We start from the raw sequence: 21,302 nt of genomic DNA, 5'->3' as shown, positions 1-21,302 counted from the left end.
TTTTATTGCAAGGCTTCCGCCGGGTTCCGGGCACAATATTGAGGTGTCTCCCCAACTGTTCAGCCCGGGTGTTCAGCACACGCTCGAACTGGTCGGCATCTTCGTCTTCGCCATCTCCGGCGCGCTGCTCGCCGTGCGCAAGAACTTCGACGTCTTCGGCATGGCCGTGCTCGCCGAGGTCACCGCGCTCGGCGGCGGTCTCCTGCGTGACGTGGTGATCGGCGCCGTGCCGCCGGTCGCCTTCACCGACCTCGGGTACTTCCTCACCCCCCTCGCGGCCACCGCCCTGGTCTTCTTCCTCCACCCGCAGGTGGAGCGCATCCAGACGGCGGTGAACGTCTTCGACGCGGCCGGCCTCGGTCTGTTCTGCGTGGCCGGCACCCTCAAGGCGTACGAGTACGGCCTGGGGCTCACCGCCTCCGCGACGCTGGGCATGGCGACCGCCGTCGGCGGCGGCGTGCTGAGGGACATGCTCGCCAACGAGGTGCCCTCGCTGCTGCGCTGGGACCGCGACCTCTACGCGGTGCCCGCCATCGTCGGCTCGGCGATGGTCGCGGTCTGCATCAAGCTGGACGAGCTCACCCCCGCCACCCTGGGCCTGGCCGTCATGGTCGCCTTCGTGCTGCGCCTGCTCGCCATGCGGTACCACTGGCGCGCCCCGCGTGCCTGGCACCGGCGGTCGACGGTCAAGGAGGTGCGGCCGGAGGAGGTCGCGGTGTGATGTGGGCCACTGTGGGCGGGGGGAAAGCTACCGCTTAGTAACGTGCGTTGTATCGTTCTCCCATGGCAGAAGCAGCCTCCGCCCAGGCGACCCGGGCCACGATCGGTGACAGCGAGTTCGACCGGGACAGCACGGTCACCCGCCGAGAGCCCGGCGTGTACGACATCGACCTCTCCGCCGACTGGACGATCTTCAACGCGGTCAACGGCGGATTCCTGCTGGCCGTGGCGGCCCGCGCCCTCTCCGACGCGCTGCCGCACGACGACCCGTTCTCCATCACGGCCCACTACCTGACCGCCTCCACGCCCGGCCCGGCCGTGGTGCGCACGTCCGTGGTCCGCACCGGCCGGACCCTCTCCACCGGCCAGGCGTCGATCCTCCAGGAGGACGAGGACGGCAACGAGGTCGAGCGGATCCGGGTCCTCGCCTCCTACGGCGACCTGGGCTCACTGCCCGACGACGTCCGGACCAGCGCCGTTCCGCCGCGGTTCCCGCCGATCGAGCAGTGCTTCGGGCCGGACGACTCGCCGGAGCCGCTGCCGGGCGCGTCCGCCATCACGGACCGCCTGTTCATGAAGCTGGACCCGGCCACGCTGGGCTGGGCGCTGGGCACGCCCTCCGGCAAGGGCGAGGTACGCGGCTGGTTCGGGCTCGCCGACGGGCGGGACGCCGACCCGTTCTCGCTCCTGCTGACCGTGGACGCGCTGCCGCCGACCGCGTTCGACCTGGGGATCAAGGGGTGGGTACCGACCGTGGAGCTCACCGCCCACATCCGGTGCCGCCCGGCCCCCGGCCCGCTGCGGGTCTCCATCACCACGCGCAACCTCGCCGGCGGCTTCCTCGAGGAGGACTGCGAGGTCTGGGACACCGCCGGCCGCCTCGTCGCCCAGTCCCGGCAGCTCGCACGGGCGCGCCTGGCCTGACCGCCCACGGGGCCGCGCGGCGCGGGGGAGGGGTCCGCGCCGCGCGCCCCCCACAGCATCCGCCCGGGAGGCGGCCGGCACCGCCTCCCGGGCGGACCCCGGCACCCCGAAAGGCCCCGCCGCCCCGCCCCGTAGAATCGAGGCACCATGGCATACCTCGACCACGCGGCGACCACACCCATGCTGCCGGAGGCCGCCGCCGCGCTGACCGCCCAGCTGGCCGTCACCGGCAACGCGTCCTCCCTGCACGCGGCCGGCCGCCGCGCCCGCCGCACCGTCGAGGAGGCCCGGGAGACCCTCGCCGAGGCCCTCGGCGCGCGCCCCAGCGAGGTGGTGTTCACCTCCGGCGGCACCGAGGCCGACAACCTCGCCGTCAAGGGCCTGTACTGGTCCCGCCGCGACGCCGACCCGGCCCGCACCCGCGTCCTGGCCAGCCCCGTCGAGCATCACGCCGTCCTGGACGCCGTGCACTGGCTGTCCGAGCACGAGGGCGCCACCGTCGAGTACCTGCCCGTGGACTCCCACGGCCGGGTCCACGCCGACGCCCTGCGCGAGGCCATCGCCCGCGACCCCGACGACGTCGCCCTGGCCACCGTGATGTGGGCCAACAACGAGATCGGCACCCTGATGCCGGTCCGCGCGCTCGCCGACGCCGCCGCCGAGTTCGGCGTCCCGCTGCACGCCGACGCGGTGCAGGCCTTCGGCCAGGTCCCGCTGTCCTTCGAGGAGTCCGGCCTCGCCGCCGCCACCGTCTCCGGCCACAAGATCGGCGGCCCCTACGGCATCGGCGCGCTGCTGCTGCGCCGGGAGCACACCCCCGTCCCGGTGCTCCACGGCGGCGGGCAGGAACGCCACGTCCGCTCCGGCACCCTGGACGTCCCGGCCGTCGCCGCCTTCGCGGTCGCCGGACAGCACGCCGCCGCCCACCAGCAGCTCTTCGCGCAGCGCGTCGGCGGGCTGCGCGACGAACTGGTCGAGGCGGTCCGCGCGGCCGTGCCCGACGCGATCCTGGGCGGTGACCCCGACCCGGCCGGCCGGCTCCCCGCCAACGCGCACTTCACCTTCCCCGGCTGCGAGGGCGACTCCCTGCTGCTCCTGCTGGACGCCCAGGGCATCGAGTGCTCCACCGGTTCCGCCTGCACGGCCGGGGTGGCCCAGCCCAGCCACGTCCTGCTGGCCACCGGTCTCGACCCGGACCTGGCCCGGGGCACCCTGCGGTTCTCCCTCGGCCACACCTCCACGCCCGCCGACGTGGAGGCCGTCGCCAAGGCGATCGGCCCCGCCGTGGAACGCGCCCGCGCCGCCGGCCTCAGCTGACGCCACCCGGCCGCCGGGCCGGCGCCACCCGGCCGCCGCTCCCCGGCGTCAGGCCGTGGACCTCAGCGCCTCGCGCACCAGCTTCATGTACCGGTCCCAGTCCCAGTGCGGGCCCGGATCCGTGTGGTCGGCGCCGGGCACCTCGTGGTGGCCGATGACGTGCGAGCGGTCCACCGGGATGCCGTAGCGCTCGCATATTCGGGCCGTGAGCCGCGCCGACGCCGCGTACATGGCGTCCGTGAAGTCCTTCGGCCGGTCCACGAAGCCGACGTGCTCGATCCCGACGCTGCGCTCGTTGTAGTCCCGGTTGCCCGCGTGGTACGCCACGTCGAGCTCGCGGATCATCTGGGTGACGCTGCCGTCCTGGTCGACGATGTAGTGCGTCGCCGCCTGGTGGTCCGGGTTCTTGAACACCCGCACCGCGCTGTCGTAACTGCCCTGGGTGACGTGGACGACCACCAGCTCGACGGGGTGGTCGTCGGGCCGGTCGGCCCGGCGGTAGTTGGCCTCCGAGGCGGCCGTCCAGCGCGCGCCGGAGAAATCCACGGCGCCCTCGACGCGCGGCTTCTCCACCCCCGGGACCCGCCACCACAGCCGGCCCAGCTCGTCGCGCCCCAGCGCGGCGGCGCCGACGGCCGTCGCGAGGCCGCCGATCAGCAGGGTCCGGCGCCCCACGCGCCGGTCCCCTTCCCCCGCTCCGCGGGCCCTGGTCCTGTCGCTCACAGACTGCACAACGCATATCCGGGAGCGGCGGTTCCCCGGCGCCCCGTACCCTTGAGGGGTTATGACCGACACCCCGCAGCGCCCCCTCCGCGTCCTCGCCGCCATGTCCGGCGGTGTCGACTCCGCCGTCGCCGCCGCCCGTGCCGCCGAGGCCGGACACGAGGTGACCGGAGTGCACCTCGCGCTCTCCGCCAACCCGCAGTCCTTCCGCACCGGAGCGCGTGGCTGCTGCACCGTCGAGGACTCCCGCGACGCCCGCCGCGCCGCGGACGTCATCGGCATCCCCTTCTACGTGTGGGACCTCGCCGACCGCTTCAAGGAGGACGTGGTCGACGACTTCGTCGCCGAGTACGAGGCCGGCCGCACCCCCAACCCCTGCCTGCGCTGCAACGAGAAGATCAAGTTCGCGGCGCTCCTCGACAAGGCGCTCGCCCTCGGCTTCGACGCGGTCTGCACCGGCCACTACGCGAAGGTGATCGTCCGCGAGGACGGCTCCCGCGAGCTGCACCGTGCCTCGGACATGGCCAAGGACCAGTCCTACGTCCTCGGCGTCCTCGACGACCGCCAGCTGGCCCACGCCCTCTTCCCGCTCGGTGACACGGTCACCACCAAGGAGGAGATCCGCGCCGAGGCCGCCCGCCGGGGCCTCGCCGTCGCGAGGAAGCCCGACTCGCACGACATCTGCTTCATCGCCGACGGCGACACCCAGGGCTTTCTCGCCAAGCGCCTCGGCAAGGCGGAGGGCGACATCGTCGACGAGTCCGGCGCCAAGCTCGGCACCCACGAGGGCGCCTACGGCTTCACCATCGGCCAGCGCAAGGGCCTGCGCATCGGCACGCCCGCCGCCGACGGCAAGCCGCGCTACGTCCTCGACATCTCGCCGGTGAACAACACGGTGACCGTCGGCCCCGCCGCCGCCCTCGACGTCACCGGCCTCACCGCGATCAGGCCCCGCTGGTGCGGCACCGCACCCTCCGGCCCGGGCGCCTACACCGCCCAGCTCCGCGCCCACGGCGACGAGACCCCGGTCACCGCCGAGCTGATCGACGGCACCCTCCACGTCGCCTTCGCCGAACCGGCCCGCGGCGTCGCCCCCGGCCAGGCCGTCGTCCTCTACGACGGCACCCGGGTCGTCGGCTCGGCCACCATCGCCTCCACGGTCCGGGCCACCTCGGCCGTCTGACGCCCGCGCCGCGGCGGGGAAACCGATCCCGCGCCGCGGCGGGGAACCGCTGTCGGCGCCCGCTGCCACGATGGCGGGATGACCGACGCCTCCGCGATCGCCGCGTACTGGAACGCCGCCGCATCCGCCTTCGACGAGGAGCCCGACCACGGGCTGCGGGAGGCGGGGACCCGGGCCGCCTGGGACCGGCTGCTGCGCCGCTGGGCGCCGCCGCCGCCCGCCGACGTGCTGGACCTCGGCTGCGGCACCGGCTCGCTCGCGGCGCTGCTCGCCGGGGCCGGACACCGGGTGACGGGCGTGGACCTCGCGCCCGCCATGGTGGAGGCCGCCCGCGCCAAGCTGGACGCGGCGGGGCTGCCGGGGCGGTTCCTCCTCGGGGACGCGGCCGCGCCGCCGGTGGGGCGGGAGCGGTTCGACATGGTGGTCGTGCGGCACCTGATGTGGACGCTGCCCGACCCGCGGGCCGCCCTGCGGGACTGGGCGGGCCGGATCCGCCCCGGCGGCACGCTGCTGCTGGTGGAGGGCCGCTGGCGGCAGTCCGCCGACGCCGCGCCGTACGTGGACGGTGCGGCGGCGCTGCCCTGGACCGGCGGGGTCCTGCCGGACGCCCTGCGGGCGGCGGTGGCGCCCCTCGCGTCGGAGATCACCCTCGAGGACCTGACGGGCGACCTGGGCCTGTGGGGGCGCGAGGTCGACGACGTCCGTTACGCGCTGGTCGCGCGGATGCGGTGACCGGGGCCGGGCGGCGCGGCGGGCGGGACCGCCCGGCCCCGGGTCGCCGCGCTGCTCAATCCGCCTTCTCCGCGGCCTGCTTGACCGCCTTCAGCGTCGCGTCCATGCCCTCGCCCAGCTCGCGGAGGCGGTACGCGATCACCGCCTCCTCCTTCTCCGGCATCCTGGCGATCACCGCGGTGAGCCCGGAGGGGCCCGGGCCGATCACCGTCGACTGGTGGAGCAGGGTGCCGCCGTCGGCGGGCGTCAGACGGAACGACCAGGTGGCCATGCGCCGTTCCAGCGCCTCGGCCGGCTCCCCGAAGCGTCCGTCGACGTCCAGGACGGCCCAGGTGAGCAGCCGCTCGGGCTCGAACTCCGTGATGTGGGCGAGCGTGCGGCCCTTTCCGGCCACCGGGTGCTCGTTGTGGCCGACGTACCGCGCGCCGAGCGCCGCTCCGGTGGCGCCGTCGAGCCACTCGGTGCGCATCAGCTCCGGGCTGCCCTGGGCCAGTTCCTCGACGTCGCAGACCACCGCCCACACCCGGGCGGGCTCCGCCGCGACGAACACCTCGCGCTCCGTGGAAGGCCGGTCGGAGTAGCGCACGTCGTCCCCCATTCCCGGGGCACGGTCGCTCGCCGCCCCCGCAGGGCGATGCTAGACCCGCCAACGCCGGGCGGAGGATGTGCGGTCGACCACAGCGGTCGGGTGGGGTGCCGCACCGAGTGCCACGGCGGACGCCACGCGGGGCACGACGGCGGGCACCGCATCCGGCGCCGCATCGGGCACCACGGCGGGCACCGCATCCGGCGCCGCATCGGGCGCCGCGCGGTGCGCCCGGCGGCGGTCCGGATCAGGCCCGGGTGCCGTACCGCTGGGCGACCTCGTCCACCAGCCGCGCCGTGACCGGCGCGGACACGCCCTCGCGCCCGGCGGCCCGCAGGACGGCGCCGCCGATGGCGTCCAGCTCCAGCGCGCGGCCCGCCTCGGCGTCCCGCCGCATCGAGGACAGCATCCCGGGCGGGCAGGCGTCGTACATCGCGAGGCTCCTCGCCGGGTCCAGCGGCGCCCCGCAGGCGGTGGCCACCGCGGTGATCTCCTCGGTCAGCGCGACCAGATCCGCCCGGTGCGTGGTGCGCACCCCTTCCGCGTCGGTCATGTGCCGGGTGGTGAGCAGCGCGAACGGGGCGAGGAAGGCCAGCTTCGACCAGAGTGCCAAGGCCTCCGAGGGGGCGATCCGCGCCCGCACCTGCGCGGCGGACAACAGCTCCACCACCGGTTCGAGCACCGGCTGCGGCAGTCCGGCCAGGTCGATCTCGCAGAACGGGCTGCCGTGCTCCACCACGCCCGGCGCGACCCTGGTCGCCTCCACCCGGATCACCCCCGCGGCCACCCGCCCGGCGCCGTAGTGGCCACGCAGCACCTCGACGTGCTCGACGCCGTTCAGCAGCGGCACCACCACCGTGTCCGGCCCCACCGCCCCCTCCGGCAACCGCTCCAGCGCGGCCTCCAGCGACGTCTGCTTGACGGCCACGACGCACAGGCCCACCGGCTCACGAAGCTCGGTGTCCGCCTCCACCGCGGCCGTGAAGTCGCCGAACGCCGCGCTGTGGACGGTGACGCCCCGCTCCCGCAGCACCGACGCGGTCTCCTCGCGGGCCAGGCAGATCACCCGGTGCCCCGCCCGGGACAGCAGGCCGGCGAGCAGCCCGCCGACGCCGCCGGGGCCGAGCACCGCGACGGTGGAGGGGGCGGGGGACGCCGAGGTGGGGGACGGCATGGCGGAGTTCCTTCCGGCGGACGTACGGGGCCCGCTCCAGGGTCCCGCCGAGATCATCGGCCCTCCCCGACCCAGGGGCAAGACCAGGGATCGGTCGTCAGGAGCAAGGGAGGGCTTGGGGGAGCGGGTCCGGTTCCGATATCCCGGGGCGGCGCGCAGTGATCACCCCTAGAGTGCGGGCCATGACAACTACGCGGGGGCACACGCCGGTTGTGGCGTTTCGGGGTGCCGTCAAGGAGTACGGCGCCGTGCGGGCGGTGGACGGTCTCGACCTGGAGTTCGCCGCGGGGGAGCGGGTCGCCCTGCTGGGCCGCAACGGCGCCGGGAAGTCCACCTCCATCGCCCTGATGCTGGGCCTGGAGGAACCGACCGCGGGAAGCGTCGAGCTGTTCGGCGGGCCGCCGCGCGAGCGGGTGGAGAGCGGGCGCGTCGGGGCGATGCTGCAGGACTTCAAGCCCGTCTCCCGGCTCACCGTGCGGGAGCTGATCGGCTTCGTCGCCTCCGCCTACCCGGCGCCCCTGCCGGTGGCGGAGGTGCTGGACCTCGCCGGCATCTCCCACCTCGCCAAACGCCGGGTGGAGAAGCTCTCCGGCGGCCAGACCCAGCGGGTCTGCTTCGCCGTCGCGCTGGCCGGCGACCCGGACCTGCTGGTCCTCGACGAGCCCACCGCCGCGCTGGACGTGCAGGCGCGGCAGGAGTTCTGGAAGTCGATGCGCGCCCTCACCGACCGCGGCAAGACGGTGCTGTTCTCCACCCACTACCTGGAGGAGGCCGACCGCAACGCCGACCGGATCGTGGTGATCGACCACGGGCGGCTGATCGCCGACGGCGGCAGCGCGGAGATCAAGCGGGCCGTGGGGACCGGCCGCGTCTCCTTCGACGCGGTGGACGGCGCGCTCCCCGAGGGCGTGGACACCCTCCCCGGGGTGGTGGGCGCCGAGACCGCCGACGGCCGGGTCCGGCTGCGCACCACGGACCCCGACGCGACCACCGTCGCCCTGGTCGGGCTTCTCCTCCCGCGCAACCTGGAGGTCACCCAGGCCGGTCTCGAGGAGGCCTTCCTCACCCTGACGTCCGAGCCCGCGGCCTCCGGCACCCCGGCCGTGGCAGAGAAGGGAGCCGCCCGATGAGCGCCGGCACCGCCACCGTCCTCCGTTACGTCGGCGTCGAACTGCGGCGCACCTTCCGCGACGTGGGCTTCGTGATCTTCGGCATCGGCACGCCCGTGCTGATGTACAGCATCTTCACCTCGGTGGGCGACCAGGGCGGGACGGCCGGCGGGTGGGCGGTCCTCGCCATGGTCGGCATGGCCTCCTACGGCGCGCTGGGCGCCGCCCTGACGGCAGGGTCGGCGGTCGCCGAGGACAAGGCCAACGGCTGGCTGAGACAACTGCGCGTCACCCCGCTCACGCCCGCCCAGGTGGTCGCCGGACGGACGCTGACCGGCTCCCTGATGGTGCTCCCCGCGGTCGTCGTCGTGCTGCTCACCGCCCGGCTGCTCAACGGCGTCGACATGGCCGCGTGGCAGTGGCTCGCGCTGACCGGGCTGCTGTGGGTCGGGTCGCTGCCCTTCACCATGCTCGGGATCGCCAACGGGTACCTGCTGTCGCAGCAGACGGCCAACGTCACCAACGTCACCTGCAACCTGGCCTTCGCCGTCATCGGCGGCCTGTGGTTCCCGGTCTCGGAGTTCCCCTCCGGACTGGCCGCCGTCGCCGAGTGGACCCCCGGCTACCTCTTCGCCCGGCTCGGCCACGACACCGTCGACGGCCACGCCCCGGGTCTCGTCACGGTGGCCGTGCTGGCCGCCTGGCTGCTCGTCTTCGGCGCCTACGCGGCCCACGGATACCGCAGGGCGGGACGGCGGGCCTGACCTCCCGGAGCCCGGGGGCCGCGGCCGGACATCCCCGGCGGCGGCCCCCGGGCGACCGAGTACGGTGAGCGGTATGAACATCTGCGTCTTCCTCTCCGCCGCCGACCTCGACGAGAAGTACACCCGGCCCGCCCGGGAGTTCGCCGAGCTCATCGGCCGGGGCGGGCACACCCTCGTGTGGGGCGGGTCCGACTCCGGGCTGATGAAGGTCGTCGCGGACGGCGTGGAGGAGTCCGGCGGAGGGCTGTACGGCGTCTCGGTGGACTTCCTGGCGGCGAAGGCGCGGCCGGGCCTGGACACCATGGTCGTCGCCAAGGACCTGGCCGAGCGCAAGCGGCTGATGCTGGAGCGCGCCGACGCCGTGGTGATCATGGTGGGCGGCACCGGCACGCTGGACGAGGCCACCGAGATCATGGAGCTCAAGAAGCACGGGCACACCGAGATGCCGATCGTGCTGCTCAACACCGCCGGGTTCTACGACGGGCTGCGCCAGCAGTTCCTGCGGATGGAGGCCGAGGGCTTCCTGTTCCGGCCGCTCACCGAGATGCTCTTCTTCGCCGAGGAGCCGCTGGGCGCCATGGCGTACCTGGAGGAAAGCCTCGGCCACGTCTGATGCGACCATGAGGCGCATGGCAACCCATGTGATCACCGGCGCCGGCTCCGGCATCGGCGCCGCCGTCGCCCGCAGGCTCCTGGACCGCGGTGACGAGCTCGTCCTGCACGCCCGTGACGCGGGCCGCGCCAAGGAACTCGCGGCCCGCTTCCCCGGGGCGCGGACCCTCGTCGGCGACCTGAACGACCCGGACAGGCTGTCCTGGGCGTTCTCCCACCAGACCCTGCCCGAGCGGATCGACTCGCTGCTGCACATCGCCGGCGTCGTCGACCTCGGCCCGGTGGGCGACCTCACCCCCAAGGCGTGGCGCCACCAGCTGAACGTCAACCTGATCGCGCCCGCCGAGCTGACCCGGCACTTCCTGCCGCAGCTGCGGGTCGCCAAGGGACACGTCGTCTTCGTCAACTCCGGGGCCGGACTCAGCGCCTCGCCGAACTGGGCGGCGTACGCGGCCTCCAAGCACGGTCTGAAGGCGCTGGCCGACTCGCTGCGGCAGGAGGAGCACGGCAACGGTGTCCGCGTCACCTCCGTGTACCCCGGGCGCACCGCCACGCCGATGCAGGCCAAGGTGCACCAGCAGGAGGGCAGGGAGTACGACGAGGCCCGGTGGATCGATCCCGAGTCGGTGGCCACCGCACTCCTGACGGCCCTCGACCTCCCCCGCGACGCCGAGGTCAACGACCTCACCATCCGCCCCGGCCGCTGACCACCGCCCCCTGGGGCGCATGCCCCGCCCCCCCCCCCCCCCCCCCGCGGGCGGCCGGGCCGCCCAAGGGGGCGATCCGCTCGGGCAGGGGCCGGCCCCCGCCACGGCCTCAGCGCGAAGCCGTCCCGGTGGCGGCCGGTTCCGCGTCCGGCCGGAGGTCGCACCGGGCGGGAGCACGTGTGCCGTCCGTCCCCCGCAGCGTCACCGGCACGCCGCCCGCGGCGCTCTCCGCGTACGCCACCGTGCAGACGAGCTGCCGTGCGGCGCGTTCGGTGAGCCCGTCGAGAGGCGCCGCCAGGCCGAGTTCCACCCCGCCGCCGGACACCGCGACGTCCACCCGGGTCCTCGGGCCGGGCAGCGACGGCTCGTTGTCCATCCCCGCGCGCCTCTCCTGCGGGGTCGGCCCGCCCAGCAGCGCGGCGACCGTCTTCTCGACGGAGGGCGGGGCGGTCTCCACCGCGCTCTCCGGCGCCTGCCGTCCATCGTCGAATCCGCCGCCGCCGCCGACGGTCCGGGGCGACGGCATCAACCGGCCGTCCGGGGAGAGGAAGAACAGGAGCATCCTGATCTGACGGGCGGGAAGCACGTCGACCGTCGCGCCACCGCCCGCCCCGATGACGTCCGTCTCCTGGATGCCGCACGCGGTGAACGGGAGCAGCGCCGCGAGCGCGGCGGCCGCGCGCAGGCGCGCCCTCATGCCGTGGCCCCCTTCCCGGCGCCGGGCGCGTGACCCGCTCCCGCCGCCGCGTCCGTGCCGGATCCGTCCGTGCCGGATCCGTCCGTGCCGATGGGTCCGCCGAGCGGGATCTCGACCGTGAGGACGGCACCGCCGCCCGGTCCGTTCCCGGCACGCACGGTGCCGCCGTGCAGCCGGACGTTCTCCTGGGTGATCGCGAGACCGAGGCCGCTGCCCGCCGACCGGGTACGGGCCGCGTCGGCCTTGTAGAACCGGTCGAAGATGTGGGGCAGCACGTCCGGCCGTATGCCGGGCCCGCCGTCGGTGACCTCGGTGACCAGCAGGGCCGTCCCGTCGGCGGCCGTCCGGGTGCCCAGGCGCACGGTGACCGGCTCGGAGCCGTGCCGCAGGGCGTTGCCGACGAGGTTGGCGACGACGACGTCGAACCGGCGCGGGTCCAGACGGGCCCGGATCCCGTCGGGCAGCTCGGTGCGGACGCGGTCGTTCCAGTGCCGGTGCAGGAGCGTCTTGCGGATCGTCTCGGCGGCGTCGACCTCGTCGGAGTTCAGCTCGGCGGCGCGGGCGTCGAAGCGGGAGATCTCCATCAGGTCCTCCACCAGCACCGCCAGCTTGCCGGTCTCGGCGCTGATCAGCCGTACGGCACGGGCCGTGTCCGGGTCGAGGCCGTCCGCGTCCTCGTCGAGGACCTCGGTGACGGCGAGCATCCCGGCGAGCGGGGTGCGCAGTTCGTGCGAGACGTCGGAGGCGAACCGGCGGGCGCGGGCCTCGGCCTGCTGCAGTTCGTCGACCGACCTCTCCAGTTCCGCCGCCGACTCGTTGAACGTGCGGGCCAGGTCCGCCAGTTCGTCCCTCCCGGACACCTTGATCCGCGCGTCGAGCCGGCCGCTGCCCATGGAGCGGGCCGCCTCGCGCAACTCACGGACCGGGCGCAGCACCCCGCGCGCGGCGAGCAGCGCGGGCACGAGGGCGATGGCGAGGCCGGGCAGGGCGCCGTCGCGGGCGGCGGTGACCAGGGCGTCGACACTGGCCTGCTCGTCACTCATCCGCATCACGGCGTAGAGGACCAGCCCGGTCGGCATGCTGTCGCCCGCGCCGGTCCTCGTCAGGACGGGCACCGCGATCGTGAGGTAGGGGACACCGTCCTTCACCACCCTCTCGAAGCTGCTGTGCGACCTCGTCAGGGCGGTGCGGCGCAGGCCGGGCGTGATGACGGAGGAGGTGGGACGGGTGCTGGAGGAGACCCGCAGCGAGCCGTACTCGGCGAAGACGATCCACGGGTGCGGTTTCGCCTTGCTCGCGAGGACGTACAGGTATTCGCGCAGTATCTCCGGATCGACGGGCAGCGAGGGCGCGAGCGTCTCCACCTGTTCACGGAAGGAGGCGACCGCGGTGTCCTGGGCGCTGACGAGGACGGCGTTGCGCGCCTCGCGGTAGGTGAGGGCCGCGGTCGTTCCCGCGCTGACGGCGGCGACCAGCAGGAACGCCAGGACGAGTCGCGTGCGCAGCCCGAAGGGGACGATCCGGCGCAGGCGGCCGCGGGCGGCGGTCACAGGGGCCCGAAACGGTAGCCGAAGCCCCGCAGGGTCTGTATGTAGCGAGGGCTGCCGGGGGTGTCCTCGATCTTGTTGCGCAGCCTGCGGACACAGGCGTCGACGAGGCGGGCGTCGCCGTGGTAGCTGTGCTCCCAGACGTGTTCGAGCAGTTGCTGCCGGCTGAACACCTGCTCCGGCGCCGCGGTCAGGTGGAGCAGCAGCTTCATCTCGGAGGGGGCCAGGGCGAGGCGTTCGCCGGACTTGGCGACGGTGAGGCCGACGCGGTCGACGGCGAGGTCCCCGTGGAACTCCACGGCGGGCCGGCCGCTGCCCGGGACCTCCATCCTGCGCAGCACGGCCCGGATGCGGGCGTCGATCACCTCGGTGCGGGCCGGTTTGACGATGTAGTCGTCGGCGCCGGCCTCAAGGCCGACGACGACATCGAAGTCGTCGCCGCGGGCGGTGAGCATGATGATGGGCAGCTGGCTGTCCTCCCGCACCCGGCGGCAGACCTGGACCCCGTTCATGCCGGGCAGCATCAGGTCCAGCAGGAGCAGGTCGGGCCGGAACGTACGGAGCGCGGCCAGGCCGGCCTCACCGGTGGCGGCCGTGCGGACCTCGTGGCCGCGGCGGCGCAGTCCCAGCTCGACGCCCTCGCGCACGGAGGGGTCGTCTTCGATCAGGAGCACGCGGGGCATGTGCGGGGTATCCCTGGGGGTCGGAGGGGGCGGGTTCAGGAAGGTTCACGGTTGCGGAGGGTTGCACGGTTCCGGGTGCCTCACGGCCGGCGGCGGAGCCGGGCGGCCGCGCCGGTGACGAGGGCCTCGACCTCGGCGAGGCGCAGGGGGCGGGCGAGCACGGCGAAGACGGCGGCGATCACCAGTGCGCCGGCTCCGGCGGCGACGGCCGGCCCGGCGGGGAGCGACCCACGGGCGGCGCCGAGGCCGAGCAGGGTGGCGGGCACGGCCGCGGCGAGGAGCCGTGCCTGGGAGGCGACGGTGACGGAACGCCACAGCCGGGGGCCGCGCCGCCGGGTGCCCGGCGGGCCCGCGGGGTCGTCGCGAGGCGTCAGCCGGCGGTGCAGCACCAGGGCGGTGACGGCCCAGCCCGCGAACAGCGCCAGCGAGTAGGCCCCCGCCATGCCGGTCACGGCCCAGCGCGCCGGAAGCAGCTGGTACGCCGTCCACGACAGGCCCGCGTGGAGACCGGCGATCACCAGGTTCAGCAGGAAGGGGGTGCGCGTGTCGGACAGGGCGTAGAAGGAGCGGGACAGCACGTACTGGCCGGAGAAGGCGATCAGTCCGGGGGCGAAGGCCATCAGGATGCCCGCGAGCACGGCGATGTCCTGCGGGCCGGTCCTGCCGTGCTGGAAGACCAGCGCCGTCGCCGGGTGTGCCAGGGCGAACAGCGCGCACGAGGCGGGCACGATGACGGCTCCGCTCGTGCGCAGCGCGTACCCCGCGTCCCGGCGGACCGCCGCCGTGTCGCCGTCGGCGGCCGACCGGCTCATCCGCGGCATCAGCGCCGTCACCAGGGAGACCGTGACGATGCCGTGCGGCACCATCCACAGCGTGTACGCGTTGTTGTAGGCGCTGAATCCCGCGCCCTCGACGTGCTCGGCGGCGGCGCGGGCACCGGCGGAGGTCGCGAGCCTGGTGGTGAGCCAGTAGGCGGCCTGGTTGCTGAGCACCAGCAGCACCAGCCAGCCCGCGGAGCGCAGCGGACGGGTCAGACCGCTGCCGCGCCAGTCGAACCGGGGCCGGTAGCGGAAACCGGCGGCCCGCAGCGACGGCAGCAGCGCGAGCGCCTGGACGACGATGCCGGCCGTGGTGCCCCACCCGAGCAGTGCTCTCTCCCCCGCGGTGAGCGTCCCGCCCCGGCCGGCCGCCAGGCAGAGGCCGAACACCGCGATGACGACGACGTTGTTCAGGACCGGCGTCCACATCATCGCCCCGAAGCGGCCCCGCGCGTTGAGCACCTGTCCCAGCAGCGTGAACAGGCCGAGGAAGAAGATCTGGGGCAGGCAGTACCGGGCGAACGCCACCGTCGTCGCGTGCTGCCGGGGCGGGTAGTCCGCGTAGACCCCGACGATCGCCGGCGCCGCCCACACCGCCACCACCGTCAGCACGAGCAGCGCCGGCACACACACCGTGAGCAGCCGGTCGGTGTAGGCCGCGCCCCCGTCCGCGTGGTCCTTCGCGGCCCTGACCAGCTCCGGCACGAAGACGGCGTTGAGCGCTCCGCCGAGCAGCAGGACGTAGACGACGGTCGGGACCGAGTTGCCCACCGCGTAGCCGTCGGCGGCCATCCCGAGGCCGAGCGTCGCGGCGACGACCGCGGACCGCAGGAACCCGGTGGCGCGGGAGACGACCGACCCGGCGGCCATGATCGCGCCGCTGCGCAGCGCGGACGGCGGCCCCGCCTTCGGTCCGGCCTTCGGTCCGGCCGCGGCGGTGCCGCTCATCGGCGCGCCAGATAGGTCTGGAAGAGGCGGTACAGCGCGTGGTTGGCCGGGCCGTCCATCGGTCTCTCCCACTCTCCCAGGGTCTCGACGACCTCGCCGCCGGTGCCGAGCTTCCAGCGCAGCAGCCCGTACGGACGGTCGCCGGGGTCGAGGGTGGAGGGCACCCCGCGCATGTCGTAGACGTCGGCGCCCAGGGCGTGGGCGTCGAGCAGCATGCGCCACTGCAGCAGGTTGGAGGGCCGGACCTCGCGGCGGTGGTCGGCGGAGGCACCGGTCTGGTACCAGATCCGGCGGCCGACGTGGATCATGGTGTGGGCGGCGAGGATCTCGCCCTCGTACCGGGCCAGGTAGAGCCGCATGCGGCCCGGCTCCTCGGCGTTGAGGGCCGCGTACTGCCGTTCGTAGTACCGCAGGGACCGTCCGAGGCGGAATCCGTCGCGCTCCTCGGTGACGCGCAGCAGCCGGTAGAACTCCGGCAGGTCGGCCGCGCTGCCGACGACCACCTCGACGCCCGACTTCTGCGCTCGGCGGACGTTGCGCCGCCACTCCTGGTTGAGCCCGGACCACAGGTCCTCCCGCGTGCGCCCGGCGAGCGGTATGCGGAAGACGTGGCGCGGCTGCGCGTCCCCGTCGTCCTCGCCGCCGCACCGGTTCCAGCCGCGGGCCCGCAGCCGCTCGCCGACGGCGGTGCCCAGCGGGTCCACCTCGCTCGCGAGCACGTCGGAGAGCCTGCGGCCCGGCCCGGTCGCCGACTTGAGGCGTGCCGCGCTCCAGCGTCGGTATACGGGCGAGGGGCCGATCCGCACGGCGAACACCCCCGACGCGCGCAGATGCCTCAGCAGCGGGCCGAGCCAGCCGTCGATGGCCGGGTCGGCCCAGTCGGCGACCGGCCCTTCCGGCAGATAGGCGAAGTACTTGCGGGTGCCCGGCAGCTGCCGCAGCAGGACGAGAGCGACTCCGGAGAGCCGGCCGGCCGCCGGATCGGGTCCCCAGCCGACCGTCCGGGCCCGCCAGCCGTCCTTGACCTGCGCCCAGGACGGGCACTGCAGGAACCCGGCGCCCAGTTCCGAGCCCGCGTCGGAGGAGAGGAACGAACGGTAGGTCTCGGCGGTGATGGCCCCCAGCGGTGTTTCCTGGCCGCGGGCGGCCGTCATGAGCATCGCTGACACGGTGTGAGCCTCTCTGTGGGAATGCGGAGGATGCTCACAGCCGTCCGTGACCGCTGCGCGCGGCGAATGTGACCGGACCATGACCGTTGCTCTGCAGTCGCCGTCACATGGCCCGCACCACCGCTCACCTGCGCGTCCTCGGCCCTACAGTCGCCGTGTTCCAGCCCGACCACCATGGACGGAGGCTCCGTTGAGCCAGATACGTGTGCGCATCGCGGCGGTGGCCGTGCTGCTGGCGCCGCTCACCGCCTGCTCAGCCGGAGCGGGACCGGACGATGCGGCGAAGGACGCCAAGGGCGGCGGCTCCCAGGCCGCGGAGGACCGCACCGCGACGGTGACGGTGACGCCGAAGGGCAAGGGCGTGCGGGCCGGTGGCACGGTGCGGGTCACCGCGGCGGGCGGCACGCTCACCTCGGTCGCGGTGACCGACGACGAGGGCCGCGAACTCGTCGGCAAGGTCGCCGCCGACCGCACGAGGTGGGCCTCGGACCGCAAGGCGGTCCCCGGTACCTCGTACACGGTCACCGCCGTGACCACGACGAAGGCCGGCACGAGGAACACCGCCACGTCCGTGTTCACCACGGCCGGGGCCGACAAGGTCAACAAGGTGGACTGGCGGCCCGGCGCGGACAGCACCGTCGGCATCGCCCAGCCGGTCTCCCTCGTCTTCGACAACCCGGTCACCGACAAGGCCGCCGTCGAACGGCAGTTGAAGCTCACCACCTCGAACGGCACCGAGGGCTCCTGGGCCTGGCTGGAGGACCACTCCGGCCGCGACCGGATCGACTGGCGTCCCAGGCAGTACTGGAAGCCCGGTACGAAGGTCACTCTCGAGGCCGAGCTGAACGGCACCGACTCCGGCGACGGCGGCTGGTTCGTCCGCGACTACACCACCCGCTTCACCGTCGGCACGGGCCAGGTCGTCAAGGTCGACCTCGACCGGAAGCAGCTCACCCTGGAGCGGGACGGGAAGGCGGTCCGCACGATCCCGGTCTCCGGCGGCACCCCCGGCGGCGACAAGCGCTCCTGGCGCGGCACGGCGGTGCTGATGGCGAAGGAGGGCACGATCAACATGAACTCCGAGACGGTCGGGCTCGCCGACGCCTACGACAAGATGGTCGACAAGTCGATGCGGCTGACCTGGTCCGGCATGTACGCCCATGCCGCGCCGTGGAACGACAGGTGGTTCGGCAAGGCCAACATGAGCTCCGGATGCATCGGCATGAGCGACGCGGACGCCGCCTGGTTCTACGACCAGGTCCGCCCGGGCGACCCGTTCGAGATCAAGGGCAAGGACACCAAGGGCGTCGTCGCACCGGGCAACGGCTTCGGCGCCTGGAACGTGCCGTGGGCCGAGTGGCGGGCCAAGAGCGCGCTCGGCTGACGACTTCGCCGGTGGCACGGCCGCCGGTCGGCGGCCGGCGGGGGAGGTCACGGGTGCGGGTGCGTCCACGGGTGCGTGTGCGTGTGCGTGTGGGGTGCGGTCGCGTGTGCGGTGCGATGCGCGGAGCGGCGGCCCCCTGCCGCCGTGACCCCGCCCACTTCCGTACGCTTCCCGGGTGAGTGAAAAGCGCAGGTTCACCTTCGGGGCCGCCACCGGGGTCGGCTCCCTCCCCGGCGAGGACGCGCGGGAGGCCGCGCGGACAGCCGTCGGGTCGTTCGAGACGTTCGCCTTCCTCCCCGAGCTGCCCGCCCGCGGACCCGGCGCGGACATGATCGGCCGTACCGCCGGACTCCTGGTCGAGATGTACGCCCGGGTCGAGCCCAGCGGCTGGCGCCTGGGCGACCGCCCCGGCCGGGACACCCGCCGCGCCCACTCCTGGCTGCGGCAGGACCTCGACGCCCTGGAGGAGCACACCCAGGGCTACGAGGGCCAGTTGAAGGTCCAGGCCGTCGGGCCGTGGACGCTGGCCGCCGCGCTGGAGCTGCGGAACGGCGAGGCCGTCCTCTCCGACCCCGGCGCCGCCCGCGACCTCACCGGCTCCCTCGCAGAGGGGCTGCGGAACCACCTCGCCGAGCTGCGCCGCCGCGTCCCCGGCGCGGAGCTCGTGCTCCAGCTCGACGAGCCCTCCCTCACCGCCGTGCTCCGCGGCCAGGTGCGCACCGCCAGCGGCTACCGCACCCACCGCGCCGTCGACCGGCAGGTCGTGGAGGCGGGCCTGCGCGAGGTGGCCGGCGTCCACGACGGCCCCGTGGTCGTCCACTCCTGCGCACCCGACGTCCCCTTCGCCCTGCTGCGCCGCTCCGGCGTCGCCGCCGTGTCGTTCGACTTCTCGCTGCTCACCGAGCGTGACGACGACACCATCGGCGAGGCGGTCGAGGGCGGGCTGCGGCTCTTCGCCGGAGTGGTGCCGGGCACCGACGCCCCGTTGTCGGACCCTGCCGGTAGCGTCATGGGTGTCAGGACGCTCTGGCGCAGGCTGGGACTGCATCCGGGTCTTCTCCCGGAGGCGGTCACGATCACGCCGGCGTGCGGACTCGCGGGGGCCACCCCGGGGTACGCGCGCAAGGCGCTCGCACAGTGCGTCCGGGCGGCGACATCGCTCGCGGACAACCCTGAGTAACGGGAGGACCGACAGTGGCCGGCGACGAGCAGGCGAACACGGCGGGCGGCGCGGCGGAAGGCGCCGCGCCCAGCGAGGCGCGGGAGCGTCACGCGCAGCTGGCCGAGCAGATCGAGGAGCACCGCTTCCGTTACTACGTGAAGGACGCTCCCGTCGTCAGCGACGCGGAGTTCGACAGGCTGCTGCGCGACCTCCAGGCGCTGGAGGAGGAGTACCCCGAGCTGCGCACGCCCGACTCCCCGACCCAGAAGGTCGCCGGGGCGTACGAGACGGAGTTCACCGCCGTCCGGCACCGCGAGCGGATGCTCTCCCTCGACAACGCCTTCGACGACGAGGAACTCGCCGCCTGGGCCGACCGCGTCGCGAAGGAGATCGGCGCCTCCGCCCACCACTTCCTGTGCGAGCTCAAGGTCGACGGCCTCGCCGTCAACCTCACCTACGAGCACGGCCGCCTCACCCGCGCCGCCACCCGCGGCGACGGCCGCACCGGTGAGGACATCACGCCCAACGTGCGGACCATCGCCGAGATCCCGCACCGGCTGAGCGGGGACGACCTCCCCGGCCTGGTGGAGATCCGCGGCGAGGTCTACTTCCCGATGGAGAAGTTCCAGGAGCTCAACGCCCGTCTGGTCGAGGCCGGCGACAAGCCCTTCGCCAACCCGCGCAACGCGGCGGCCGGTTCGCTGCGCCAGAAGGACCCCAGGGTCACCGCCTCCCGCCCGCTGCACATGGTGGTGCACGGCATCGGCGCCCTGGAGGGCTACACGGGAGGCGGGATGTCCCGGCTCTCCGAGGCCTACGACCTGCTGCGCTCCTGGGGCCTGCCGACGGCCCGGCACAACAAGGTGGTCGACGACCTGCCGTCGGTGCGCGAGTTCATCGCCCATTTCGGCGAGAACCGCCACTCCGTCGAGCACGAGATCGACGGCGTCGTCGTCAAGCTCGACGAGATCCCGCTCCAGGGCCGCCTCGGCTCCACCTCCCGCGCGCCGCGCTGGGCCATCGCCTGGAAGTACGCGCCGGAGGAGGTCAACACCAAGCTGGTCAACATCCGCGTGGGCGTCGGCCGCACGGGCCGCGTGACCCCGTACGCGCAGGTCGAGCCGGTCACCGTGGCCGGCTCGGAGGTCGAGTTCGCCACCCTGCACAACCAGGAGGTCGTCAAGGCCAAGGGCGTCCTCATCGGCGACACCGTGGTGCTGCGCAAGGCCGGCGACGTCATCCCCGAGATCCTCGGCCCGGTGGCCGACCTCCGGGACGGCAGCGAGCGGGAGTTCGTGATGCCTGCCGCATGCCCCGAGTGCGGCACGGCGCTGCGGCCGATGAAGGAGGGCGACATCGACCTGCGGTGCCCCAACGCCCGCAGCTGCCCCGCCCAGTTGCGGGAACGGCTCTTCTACCTGGGCGGCCGCAAGGCCCTCGACATCGAGAACTTCGGCTATGTGGCCGCCGCCGCGCTCACCCAGCCGCTGGAGCCGTCCGATCCGCCGCTGAAGGACGAGGGCGGTCTCTTCGACCTCACCATCGAGCAGCTGCTGCCCATCAAGGCCTACGTCCTGGACAAGGACAGCGGCATCCCCAAGCGGGACCCGAAGACCGGCGAGGACAAGATCGTCACCGTCTTCGCCAACCAGCAGGGCGAGCCGCGGAAGAACGCGGTCGCCATGCTGGAGAACATCGCCGCCGCCAAGGAACGCCCGCTCGCCCGGATCCTCACCAGCCTCTCCATCCGCCACGTCGGGCCGGTCGCCGCCGAGGCGCTGGCCCGCGAGTTCCGCTCGATGGAGCGCATCGAGGCCGCCACCGAGGAGGAACTGGCCGCCACCGAGGGCGTCGGCCCGATCATCGCCGCCTCGCTCAAGGAATGGTTCGCCGAGGACTGGCACCAGGAGATCCTCACCAGATGGCGCGCGGCCGGCGTGCGCATGGAGGACGAGGCCACCGGCGAGGAGCAGGGCCCGCGCCCGCTGGAGGGCCTGACGGTGGTGGTCACCGGGACGCTCACCGGGTACACCCGGGACGGTGCCAAGGAGGCGCTGGTGAGCCGGGGCGCCAAGGTGACCGGGTCGGTGTCGAAGAAGACCTCGTTCGTGGTGGTCGGCGACAACCCCGGCTCCAAGTACGACAAGGCGATGCAGCTCAAGGTGCCGGTGCTCGACGAGGACGGCTTCCGCGTCCTGCTGGAACAGGGCCCGGACGCCGCCCTCGAGGCCGCCCTGCCCGCCGAAGGCGCCGCCGGAGGCGCACCCGGGACCGCCGACGGCGGAGCGGAGCAGGCCGGATAGGCGCGGCCCGGCAGCGGCGCCGAAACCCCCGGAAGACCGC

General features: G+C 74.0%; 20 protein-coding genes. 12 read left to right on the top strand and 8 right to left on the bottom strand.

Features of this window, described 5'->3' with window-relative positions:
* Positions 1-43: 43 nt before the first annotated feature.
* The 3 genes from GBN72_RS08670 to GBN72_RS08660 all read left to right on the top strand — a co-directional run bounded on the left by GBN72_RS08670 (position 44) and on the right by GBN72_RS08660 (position 2,961).
* Positions 44-721, top strand: coding sequence for a trimeric intracellular cation channel family protein (locus GBN72_RS08670; RefSeq protein WP_151771130.1), 678 nt, complete (start codon positions 44-46; stop codon positions 719-721).
* Positions 722-783: 62 nt separating this feature from the next.
* Entirely contained in the window at positions 784-1,644 is an 861-nt protein-coding gene (locus GBN72_RS08665) for a thioesterase family protein (protein WP_151771129.1), read from the top strand.
* A gap of 147 nt (positions 1,645-1,791) precedes the next feature.
* Positions 1,792-2,961, top strand: coding sequence for a cysteine desulfurase family protein (locus tag GBN72_RS08660; protein WP_151771128.1), 1,170 nt, complete (start codon positions 1,792-1,794; stop codon positions 2,959-2,961).
* A gap of 48 nt (positions 2,962-3,009) precedes the next feature.
* On the opposite strand, the gene GBN72_RS08655 is transcribed toward GBN72_RS08660, so the two are convergent.
* On the bottom strand, positions 3,010-3,636 hold the full coding sequence (locus tag GBN72_RS08655; RefSeq protein ID WP_246212376.1) for an N-acetylmuramoyl-L-alanine amidase: 627 nt from the start codon (positions 3,634-3,636) through the stop codon (positions 3,010-3,012).
* Positions 3,637-3,745: 109 nt separating this feature from the next.
* On the opposite strand from GBN72_RS08655, the gene mnmA reads away from it, so the two are divergent.
* Positions 3,746-4,867, top strand: coding sequence for a tRNA 2-thiouridine(34) synthase MnmA (gene mnmA, locus GBN72_RS08650; RefSeq protein WP_151771126.1), 1,122 nt, complete (start codon positions 3,746-3,748; stop codon positions 4,865-4,867).
* A 78-nt stretch (positions 4,868-4,945) separates the two neighbouring features.
* Positions 4,946-5,599 carry a class I SAM-dependent methyltransferase gene (locus tag GBN72_RS08645; RefSeq protein ID WP_151771125.1) on the top strand — a complete coding sequence of 218 codons (654 nt, stop codon included), beginning with the start codon at positions 4,946-4,948 and terminating at the stop codon, positions 5,597-5,599.
* Between the two features lie 55 nt (positions 5,600-5,654).
* On the opposite strand, the gene GBN72_RS08640 is transcribed toward GBN72_RS08645, so the two are convergent.
* Both GBN72_RS08640 and GBN72_RS08635 read right to left on the bottom strand, forming a co-directional pair.
* Positions 5,655-6,197, bottom strand: a complete 543-nt coding sequence (locus GBN72_RS08640) for an SRPBCC family protein (RefSeq protein ID WP_246212375.1) — start codon at positions 6,195-6,197, stop codon at positions 5,655-5,657.
* Positions 6,198-6,432: 235 nt separating this feature from the next.
* Positions 6,433-7,359, bottom strand: a complete 927-nt coding sequence (locus GBN72_RS08635) for a ketopantoate reductase family protein (protein WP_151771124.1) — start codon at positions 7,357-7,359, stop codon at positions 6,433-6,435.
* A gap of 182 nt (positions 7,360-7,541) precedes the next feature.
* Between GBN72_RS08635 and GBN72_RS08630 the strand changes: the two genes are divergently transcribed.
* The 4 genes from GBN72_RS08630 to GBN72_RS08615 all read left to right on the top strand — a co-directional run bounded on the left by GBN72_RS08630 (position 7,542) and on the right by GBN72_RS08615 (position 10,551).
* Positions 7,542-8,489 carry an ABC transporter ATP-binding protein gene (locus GBN72_RS08630; RefSeq protein WP_151771123.1) on the top strand — a complete coding sequence of 316 codons (948 nt, stop codon included), beginning with the start codon at positions 7,542-7,544 and terminating at the stop codon, positions 8,487-8,489.
* The gene (locus GBN72_RS08625; RefSeq protein WP_151771122.1) at positions 8,486-9,232 is read left to right on the top strand and encodes an ABC transporter permease; all 747 of its coding nucleotides are present in this window, start codon (positions 8,486-8,488) and stop codon (positions 9,230-9,232) included. The genes GBN72_RS08630 and GBN72_RS08625 overlap by 4 nt, the downstream gene beginning before the upstream one ends.
* 73 nt (positions 9,233-9,305) lie before the next feature.
* Entirely contained in the window at positions 9,306-9,845 is a 540-nt protein-coding gene (locus GBN72_RS08620; RefSeq protein WP_151771121.1) for an LOG family protein, read from the top strand.
* A 7-nt stretch (positions 9,846-9,852) separates the two neighbouring features.
* Positions 9,853-10,551, top strand: a complete 699-nt coding sequence (locus GBN72_RS08615; protein ID WP_151771120.1) for an SDR family oxidoreductase — start codon at positions 9,853-9,855, stop codon at positions 10,549-10,551.
* Between the two features lie 109 nt (positions 10,552-10,660).
* Here GBN72_RS08615 and GBN72_RS08610 read toward each other — a convergent pair whose 3' ends face one another.
* The 5 genes from GBN72_RS08610 to GBN72_RS08590 form a co-directional block, all read right to left on the bottom strand.
* On the bottom strand, positions 10,661-11,248 hold the full coding sequence (locus GBN72_RS08610) for a hypothetical protein (protein WP_151771119.1): 588 nt from the start codon (positions 11,246-11,248) through the stop codon (positions 10,661-10,663).
* A complete protein-coding gene (locus tag GBN72_RS08605; RefSeq protein WP_174887095.1) occupies positions 11,245-12,798 on the bottom strand; it encodes an ATP-binding protein in 1,554 nt (517 codons plus the stop codon). The genes GBN72_RS08610 and GBN72_RS08605 overlap by 4 nt, the downstream gene beginning before the upstream one ends.
* Positions 12,795-13,478: a response regulator gene (locus tag GBN72_RS08600; RefSeq protein ID WP_151771118.1), complete on the bottom strand. Its 684-nt coding sequence runs from the start codon at positions 13,476-13,478 to the stop codon at positions 12,795-12,797. The genes GBN72_RS08605 and GBN72_RS08600 overlap by 4 nt, the downstream gene beginning before the upstream one ends.
* A gap of 80 nt (positions 13,479-13,558) precedes the next feature.
* Entirely contained in the window at positions 13,559-15,244 is a 1,686-nt protein-coding gene (gene murJ, locus GBN72_RS08595) for a murein biosynthesis integral membrane protein MurJ (protein WP_151771117.1), read from the bottom strand.
* Positions 15,241-16,404, bottom strand: coding sequence for a lipid II:glycine glycyltransferase FemX (locus GBN72_RS08590; RefSeq protein ID WP_151771937.1), 1,164 nt, complete (start codon positions 16,402-16,404; stop codon positions 15,241-15,243). Before GBN72_RS08590 ends, murJ begins: the two co-directional genes overlap by 4 nt.
* 199 nt (positions 16,405-16,603) lie before the next feature.
* Between GBN72_RS08590 and GBN72_RS08585 the strand changes: the two genes are divergently transcribed.
* The 3 genes from GBN72_RS08585 to ligA all read left to right on the top strand — a co-directional run bounded on the left by GBN72_RS08585 (position 16,604) and on the right by ligA (position 21,262).
* Entirely contained in the window at positions 16,604-17,797 is a 1,194-nt protein-coding gene (locus tag GBN72_RS08585) for a L,D-transpeptidase (RefSeq protein ID WP_246212374.1), read from the top strand.
* Positions 17,798-17,972: 175 nt separating this feature from the next.
* Positions 17,973-18,977: a methionine synthase gene (locus tag GBN72_RS08580; protein WP_151771115.1), complete on the top strand. Its 1,005-nt coding sequence runs from the start codon at positions 17,973-17,975 to the stop codon at positions 18,975-18,977.
* A gap of 14 nt (positions 18,978-18,991) precedes the next feature.
* The gene (gene ligA, locus GBN72_RS08575; RefSeq protein ID WP_151771114.1) at positions 18,992-21,262 is read left to right on the top strand and encodes an NAD-dependent DNA ligase LigA; all 2,271 of its coding nucleotides are present in this window, start codon (positions 18,992-18,994) and stop codon (positions 21,260-21,262) included.
* Positions 21,263-21,302 lie beyond the last annotated feature (40 nt).

The organism is Streptomyces abyssomicinicus (assembly GCF_008974245.1).
Lineage (GTDB): Bacteria > Actinomycetota > Actinomycetes > Streptomycetales > Streptomycetaceae > Streptomyces > Streptomyces abyssomicinicus.
This window is presented reverse-complemented; position numbering and strand designations above follow the sequence as displayed.

Excerpts from the sequence above, each read along its gene's own strand:
- GBN72_RS08665 (WP_151771129.1), top strand. The coding sequence starts at position 784 with ATGGCAGAAGCAGCCTCCGCCCAGGCGACCCGGGCCACGATCGGTGAC.
- GBN72_RS08660 (WP_151771128.1), top strand. The coding sequence starts at position 1,792 with ATGGCATACCTCGACCACGCGGCGACCACACCCATGCTGCCGGAGGCC.
- mnmA (WP_151771126.1), top strand. The coding sequence starts at position 3,746 with ATGACCGACACCCCGCAGCGCCCCCTCCGCGTCCTCGCCGCCATGTCC.
- GBN72_RS08645 (WP_151771125.1), top strand. The coding sequence starts at position 4,946 with ATGACCGACGCCTCCGCGATCGCCGCGTACTGGAACGCCGCCGCATCC.
- GBN72_RS08640 (WP_246212375.1), bottom strand. The coding sequence starts at position 6,197 with ATGGGGGACGACGTGCGCTACTCCGACCGGCCTTCCACGGAGCGCGAG.
- GBN72_RS08635 (WP_151771124.1), bottom strand. The coding sequence starts at position 7,359 with ATGCCGTCCCCCACCTCGGCGTCCCCCGCCCCCTCCACCGTCGCGGTG.
- GBN72_RS08630 (WP_151771123.1), top strand. The coding sequence starts at position 7,542 with ATGACAACTACGCGGGGGCACACGCCGGTTGTGGCGTTTCGGGGTGCC.
- GBN72_RS08625 (WP_151771122.1), top strand. The coding sequence starts at position 8,486 with ATGAGCGCCGGCACCGCCACCGTCCTCCGTTACGTCGGCGTCGAACTG.
- GBN72_RS08620 (WP_151771121.1), top strand. The coding sequence starts at position 9,306 with ATGAACATCTGCGTCTTCCTCTCCGCCGCCGACCTCGACGAGAAGTAC.
- GBN72_RS08615 (WP_151771120.1), top strand. The coding sequence starts at position 9,853 with ATGAGGCGCATGGCAACCCATGTGATCACCGGCGCCGGCTCCGGCATC.
- GBN72_RS08610 (WP_151771119.1), bottom strand. The coding sequence starts at position 11,248 with ATGAGGGCGCGCCTGCGCGCGGCCGCCGCGCTCGCGGCGCTGCTCCCG.
- GBN72_RS08600 (WP_151771118.1), bottom strand. The coding sequence starts at position 13,478 with ATGCCCCGCGTGCTCCTGATCGAAGACGACCCCTCCGTGCGCGAGGGC.
- murJ (WP_151771117.1), bottom strand. The coding sequence starts at position 15,244 with ATGAGCGGCACCGCCGCGGCCGGACCGAAGGCCGGACCGAAGGCGGGG.
- GBN72_RS08590 (WP_151771937.1), bottom strand. The coding sequence starts at position 16,404 with ATGCTCATGACGGCCGCCCGCGGCCAGGAAACACCGCTGGGGGCCATC.